Raw genomic sequence first — 6,121 nt, 5'->3', positions numbered from 1 at the left:
TAATTTTGTGGGGATACCTCAGGCGCAGATGTTATTTTATCGAAATATCTTACGTTGCTAAGCAACAATGTAGAAATAGCTTTTGAGCTAACCGATTTGCGCCAGCCGCTGCAGCCGTTGTTATGGTCTGGGCGGAAAACGGTCATGCTTGATGCTATTTCAGGCGCAGTTGCCAAGCAAATGAATTCGATGTTGAGCGCATTGCAAACCAGTGAAACACCTGGAGTAGCCACATCTTCATCTCTATCCGCAGAGGCCCAGCTTTTTTATCAGCGGGTTTTGCTGGCGCGTGCGGCTGAAAACCAAAATGATTACCTTCTGGCATTGCAGCAATTTCAGCAACAGTTCCCACAGTTGGCAACAGGCTATTTATTAGCTGCTGAATGGCATGAGCAGCAACAAGACTGGCTTCAGGCCGAGGCAGCTTATGCCGAAGCAGTGCAACGCTCTGTCACTAACAGTTATGATTATTTGTTATCAAACGCAAGATTAGCTGTGCTACAGCAGCGCCCAGCTCAGGCTGATATTCATTACAAACTATTGTTAGATGCCAAGCCCTTTGATACCGCATTGACAATGGAGTATGTCGGTTTTTTAACCATGCAAAGCCGCTTTGCTGATGCCACCCAGCAACTAAAACAGCTTTCTCAGGTTGATAAAACCAATCCAGATATCTTTTTGCAATTGGGAAAGTTGGCGATTCGTACAGGGGATATTAATCGGGCCGTTGACGAATATTTATTACAAGCACAAGTTTTGTTTAGTCGCTTAAAGCATAAACCCGGCCAGGCTGATACCTTAAACGCAGTTGGCGTAGCCATGCAGCGGCAGGGTAAATTTGCCGAAGCCATACCTTATTACCAACAATCATTAAACTTATTTGAACTAATTACCGACGTCAGTGGTATGGCAAAAGCATCGTCAAACTTAGGTTTTGTTTTGTTTTTAACCGGTGATTTTATTCAGTCAAATGAGTATTTGCAGCAAGCGTTACAGCATTATAAACAGCTGGATGACCGTTATGGTTTAGCAGTGACTACTGATTATCTGGGCTTGCTTGAAGAAGAAAAAGGTGAATACAGAGAAGCGCTGCGTTATTTTAATGACGCTTTTAGCATGCGGACGCAGTTAGACGATAGTTGGGAGTTAACTGATAGCCTGATTAACTTAGGCTATATTTACTTTGTGTTGTCTGAATTTGACCAATCGCAAGTTTATTTAAAGCAAGCAGAGCAAACAGCCGTAGCTAATAATGATGCTTTAAGTCTGATTAAAGTGCGGCAAATTTTAGCGCAGCTGAAAATTCAACAAGGTGAATGGGCTCAGGCCTTTAGGCTGTTTAAAACATCCAGTGATGATGCAGTAAGCCTTGACTTAACTGAAGAAAGATTGATTGCTGATGCTTTTTTAGCAAAGCTGGCCGGCTTACAAGGTAATTTTATGCAGGCCGAGCAACAACTGACTATCTTTATCGAGCAAGCGCGTTCAGAGCAGTATACAAAAGCAGCAATTGAGTTTCGTTTATGGTTAATTGAGCTTTATCAGCTTAGTGCTCAGTATGACAAGGCTGACGAACAGTTAACACTACTGACTGCTCCAAGTTTGTATCCGTCGAATAATGAGCAACGTCAAACGTTAAAATTATTGATAGTGCAGCAACACCTGGCAGAAAACCAAATTGATGCTGCCCGCCAGCAGCTGCAACAGTTGCAGCATCAGTTGCAACTGCAACCATTACCACGTTTAGAGCTAAAGTCCTTTATTGTTGAGCAATATATTAACGTGATGTCAGGCCTGCCCGTCGCTACTTTGCCTGCGACTTTCGAACTGCTTATGCGAAATCATGTACCGGAACGGCTTCTTTGGCTCGAGCTGCAAGCTATGCTGGCAGTACAGGATGGTAATAAAGAGCTAGTTGGCCAATTATTAAATCAGGCACTGCCGCTTTTGCGCCGTGCGACAAGTTACTGGCGTAGTTTCGCATTTGAATTTTTACAGCAGTATTTTCGTCTTACTACAGATGAAGCTAAATTGGCCATGCCAAGTGATATGGCAGAGTTTCAGCGTTTACTGCAGCATATTCCTGCGCAATACCGGGATGCCATAATCTCTCGTGAAAACGCCATAGTGATCAATGCCGATGACCAATGAAAAACAACAGGATATTGAATTACAGTTAACAAAGCTGAGTGTGCAGCAAAAACAGCTGCAGATTCAGCTACGAGAAAATAACCTGCGCATGCAGCACATATTGCGCAGGGTTTGGCAAATTAATGATAAAACACAGAAGCGCATCGCTAATGATTTGCATGATGGGGTAGGTCAGCTGTTGACTGCGCTGGTAAATGAGCTTGCGACAACCGGATTGAACGCAGAACAGCAACAAAGAGCTAAAGCGTTGGCCGAATTAGCCTTACAGGATACGCGACAAATTTCGCGTTTACTACGCCCACCGGTACTTGATGATTTAGGTTTGCAGCCCGCTTTAAAATGGTTAGTTCGGCAAATAACGAACAGTTGTCCGCAATTAAAAATTAGTTTGGCAGTCGCTGCAGATCTGCAGTTAGATGAAGAGTTGCAAGTGATGATATTTAGAGTCTGTCAGGAAGCATTAACCAATACGGTTAAATATGCGAACGCAACGCAGGCAACGATAACCATCATGCAACAGGGCGATACCCTAACATTACATATAGCTGATGATGGTGTTGGCTTCGAACTAGATGCGCAAGCAGAGCAGGGGGTGGGCTTGTGCAGTATGCAAGACCGGGCCTTTGCTTTTGGCGGGCGCTGTATTATTGAGGCTGCGCCGTCCCAGGGCTGCAGTATTACGATAACTGTACCGTTAAAAACGGGGCCGGGGGTAGCATGATAAGTGTAGTAGTCGCAGATGATCACGATATCGTTCGTCAGGGCCTGGTGAGTATCATTGAACAAGCGGATGACTGCAAGGTGGTGGGGCAGGCAATTGACGGTGTTGAAGCACTGGCGCTGTTGGAGCAGTTGGCACCCAGCGTTTTGGTAGTAGACATCAGTATGCCAAAGATAAATGGCCTTGAGGTGGTGCGCCAGGCGAGTCTGCGCTTTAAGCAAAGTCAGATCTTAGTACTTACCATGCATGAAGAAGAAGAATATGTCATTCATATGGTGCGTGCCGGTGCCAGCGGTTATTTAGTTAAATCCACTGCCAGCCAGCATTTGCTCGCTGCAATCAGGCAGTTGGCTATAGGTAAAACCTATTACGGCCAATTTGCTTCTCAGGTGTTGGCAGAACAATACCGCAACCCGAATGAAAACCTTGATGACCCCTATAAAAACCTCACCGAGCGGGAGCGAGAAGTCTTTCATTTAGTCATTTCAGGTGCATCGACCAAAGATATAGCAAGAGTGTTGGATATTAGTGTGAAAACGGCAGAAAACCACCGGGGCAAAGTATTAGAAAAGTTAAAAATGCATAATTCAGTAGAGTTAGTCAGGTACGCTGCGAAAAAAGGTTTACTTAACTAATCACTATTAATAGTGCTGTGGGTAGAAAAGACGGTTGGCTTGGGGGTTAGCCCCTATGTGCCTGGTACCGCCGCTGTGTAATTCTTGGTTGGAGCTTCATCATCTGACCGAGGAACACATGAAAATTAAAACTAAACTTACTCTACTTTCGTTTTCTCTAGCTTTGGGCATGTCAGCAAGCAACCTGAGTGCAAAAACGCTGGACCCGACACTGGCCAATCGGTTGCAGCAGGCCTCAGCTGAAACACTTCATCAGGTTATTATTACATTCGACCAAGCAGGTGCACCGAGTGCCAGTCAGTTAAATACACTATCAGCACTGGGTATCAGTGGGGTAAGTTTACGGAATTTACCTATAGTCGGTGCGCTTGCCACCGCTGAGCAAATTCAACAAATATATGGCCGAAATGATGTTCTTTCTGTCTGGCATAATGCAGCGTTAACCTTAGAAAATAAAGAGTCAACCGCCATCACAGGAGTCCAGCAATTACGAGCCGACCAAAGTCTGCGTAGTCGAGGAGTGCCGTTTTCAGGTCGTGGTATCGGTGTGGTTGTTAACGACTCCGGCGTGGATGGCTCGCATGCAGATATTCGATTCCCGAACCATACTGTACAAAATGTGTTAGCCCAGACCAACCTGAATAGTTTCTCGGGTATTCTGCCTATTACTTACCAGGAAAACGTTGAAAATACCGATATTGCTGGCGGTCATGGTTCGCATGTTGCTGGTATTATCGGTGCCAATGGCGCCCAATCTTCCGGTAAATATGCCGGTGTCGCCCCTGGTGCCAAAATTATTGGTTATGGTTCAGGTGCTGGTTTATTTATTCTTGATACCCTTGGCGGTTTCGATTACGCCCTGACCCATCAATTTGATTACAATATTCGGGTGATCTCCAATTCCTTTGGTAATACCGGTGACGTTGGTACCGACTTTAATCCGGATGATCCAACCAATGTGGCGACCAAAGCACTGACCGACAACGGCGTTATTGTAGTGTTCTCTGCCGGTAACGCTGGCTCGGGTGAGTCGACCATCACAGGTAACTTTAAAAAAGCACCCTGGGTTGTCACGGTTGCAGCAGGCGATAAAACGGGTGCGTTGGCTAACTTTAGCTCACGCGGCACTAAGGGGAATGGTGGCGAAGTGGAAGTGGCAGGTGAAACCTTTGTTTGGGTTGACGAGCCGACGATTACGGCGCCAGGTGTAGATGTGGTTTCGGTTCGCGCGTCGTTATCGAGTTTAAGTGCACTGAGCTTAACCGACGACAGTGAAATTATTGAACCGCAACATTTACCTTATTACACGCTTAGCAGCGGCACTTCTATGTCTGCGCCGCATATTTCTGGTGTGGTCGCATTAATGTTAGAAGCCAACCCTAATCTAAGCTGGCGCGAGGTTAAACAGATATTGCGCGATACGGCAACTAATATGTCTGGCCGCGAATCATGGGAAGTTGGCGCTGGCTATGTTAATGCGCACGCTGCCGTGCAAGCTGCTCTGGAAATGGATAGTCGCTTTGGTAATACCGTAAAACCAAACCGGCAATTTAATGCTCAAGCCTCGACCTCGATAGCATCCAATGAAATAGTGCCAGTCAGGTTTGACCCGGTCGGTGAGCCGCAAGTTGAAACCTTCGACGTGGATGTTGATATTTCATTAGTCAGTGTCAAAGCGCGGGTCAGTTCTAATTCAGTCGCACTGGTGCTGGAAGATCCAGCTGGTAATCGTTACGGCTCAGGCATTGCTTTACCGGTATTGGGTGAAAATATTGGTTTATCAGCACCTGGCATGGCGGGAACATGGAAAATATATGCTAAGGGAGTAGGTAGTTTAAGCGGTGTTGCGCTTGACCCAGCAGGCGTTACCAACGGGTATGGCGTACCAGGCACTATTAATGCGCAATTAAAACTTATCCGTACTGATGGTTTTATCGGTTTGGGGGATGTCGTAGGTCACCCAGCTCAGGGCTTTATTGAATTTGCGGTTTCTGAGCAGTTAATGGACGGCTTTAGTTTTGGCTTTGACCCTGATGCAAAGGTTACTAAAGCGCAGCTTGCTGATGCTATGGTATTAGCGGGGGCGGTGCGTCAGAGCAATGCCGGAGATCAATTTGTTTTTTCCGATACTGATAATGACAATGCTGCTGCCGCGAATGCGGTATCACGAAAAGGCGCGGCGTTAAAAGATTTAGCGTTAGCCCAGCAACCAGTGGTTAAAGCTGCATCCTCCTCAACCTTTGGTGTGAATACGCAAGTTTCCCGCGCTGAGCTCGCTTATTCGTTAGTCCAAACCCTGGCGAAACAGGCTGATGCAGCAAACTTTAACCCCGCAGCTAATGTTAAAGTGTTCGCCTTTAATCAGTGGATTGACGTGGCCGATAGTGCGCTTATCAATCCAGAGTTAAAAGGTTATGTGCAAAAAGCACTGGATCTGGGGCTAATGACGGTTAAATTCAGTCTAACTCAGGGGCCATTTGATGCAGAGCCAGTTATCAGTGCTCATTTCCGGGCAAATGATAATGTGAGCCGCGCAGGCTTAGCAATGTCATTAACAACCCTACATCAGCTAATGGCACAATAAGTCACAACAACTAATGACCAATTTGGTTCC

General features: G+C 46.0%; 4 protein-coding genes. All 4 read left to right on the top strand.

What is annotated here, in order from left to right; translation table 11 throughout:
• Positions 1-144: 144 nt before the first annotated feature.
• The 4 genes from B2X65_RS02275 (at position 145) to B2X65_RS02260 (ending at position 6,091) form a co-directional block, all read left to right on the top strand.
• Positions 145-2,151, top strand: a complete 2,007-nt coding sequence (locus B2X65_RS02275; RefSeq protein WP_290610346.1) for a tetratricopeptide repeat protein — start codon at positions 145-147, stop codon at positions 2,149-2,151.
• Positions 2,141-2,872 carry a sensor histidine kinase gene (locus tag B2X65_RS02270; protein ID WP_290610345.1) on the top strand — a complete coding sequence of 244 codons (732 nt, stop codon included), beginning with the start codon at positions 2,141-2,143 and terminating at the stop codon, positions 2,870-2,872. Before B2X65_RS02275 ends, B2X65_RS02270 begins: the two co-directional genes overlap by 11 nt.
• Positions 2,869-3,507 carry a response regulator gene (locus tag B2X65_RS02265; protein WP_290610343.1) on the top strand — a complete coding sequence of 213 codons (639 nt, stop codon included), beginning with the start codon at positions 2,869-2,871 and terminating at the stop codon, positions 3,505-3,507. Before B2X65_RS02270 ends, B2X65_RS02265 begins: the two co-directional genes overlap by 4 nt.
• Before the next feature lie 118 nt (positions 3,508-3,625).
• Positions 3,626-6,091, top strand: coding sequence for a S8 family serine peptidase (locus B2X65_RS02260; RefSeq protein WP_290610342.1), 2,466 nt, complete (start codon positions 3,626-3,628; stop codon positions 6,089-6,091).
• Positions 6,092-6,121 lie beyond the last annotated feature (30 nt).

This window comes from Arsukibacterium sp. UBA3155, assembly GCA_002364615.1.
Classification (GTDB): Bacteria; Pseudomonadota; Gammaproteobacteria; order Enterobacterales; family Alteromonadaceae; genus Alishewanella.
Note: the sequence above shows the minus strand (reverse complement) of the source record. Positions and strands in the feature narration are given on the sequence as shown.

What these genes read in the sequence shown, in the direction of transcription:
- B2X65_RS02275 (WP_290610346.1), top strand. Translation starts at nt 145, where the DNA reads ATGCTTGATGCTATTTCAGGCGCAGTTGCCAAGCAAATGAATTCGATG.
- B2X65_RS02270 (WP_290610345.1), top strand. Translation starts at nt 2,141, where the DNA reads ATGACCAATGAAAAACAACAGGATATTGAATTACAGTTAACAAAGCTG.
- B2X65_RS02265 (WP_290610343.1), top strand. Translation starts at nt 2,869, where the DNA reads ATGATAAGTGTAGTAGTCGCAGATGATCACGATATCGTTCGTCAGGGC.
- B2X65_RS02260 (WP_290610342.1), top strand. Translation starts at nt 3,626, where the DNA reads ATGAAAATTAAAACTAAACTTACTCTACTTTCGTTTTCTCTAGCTTTG.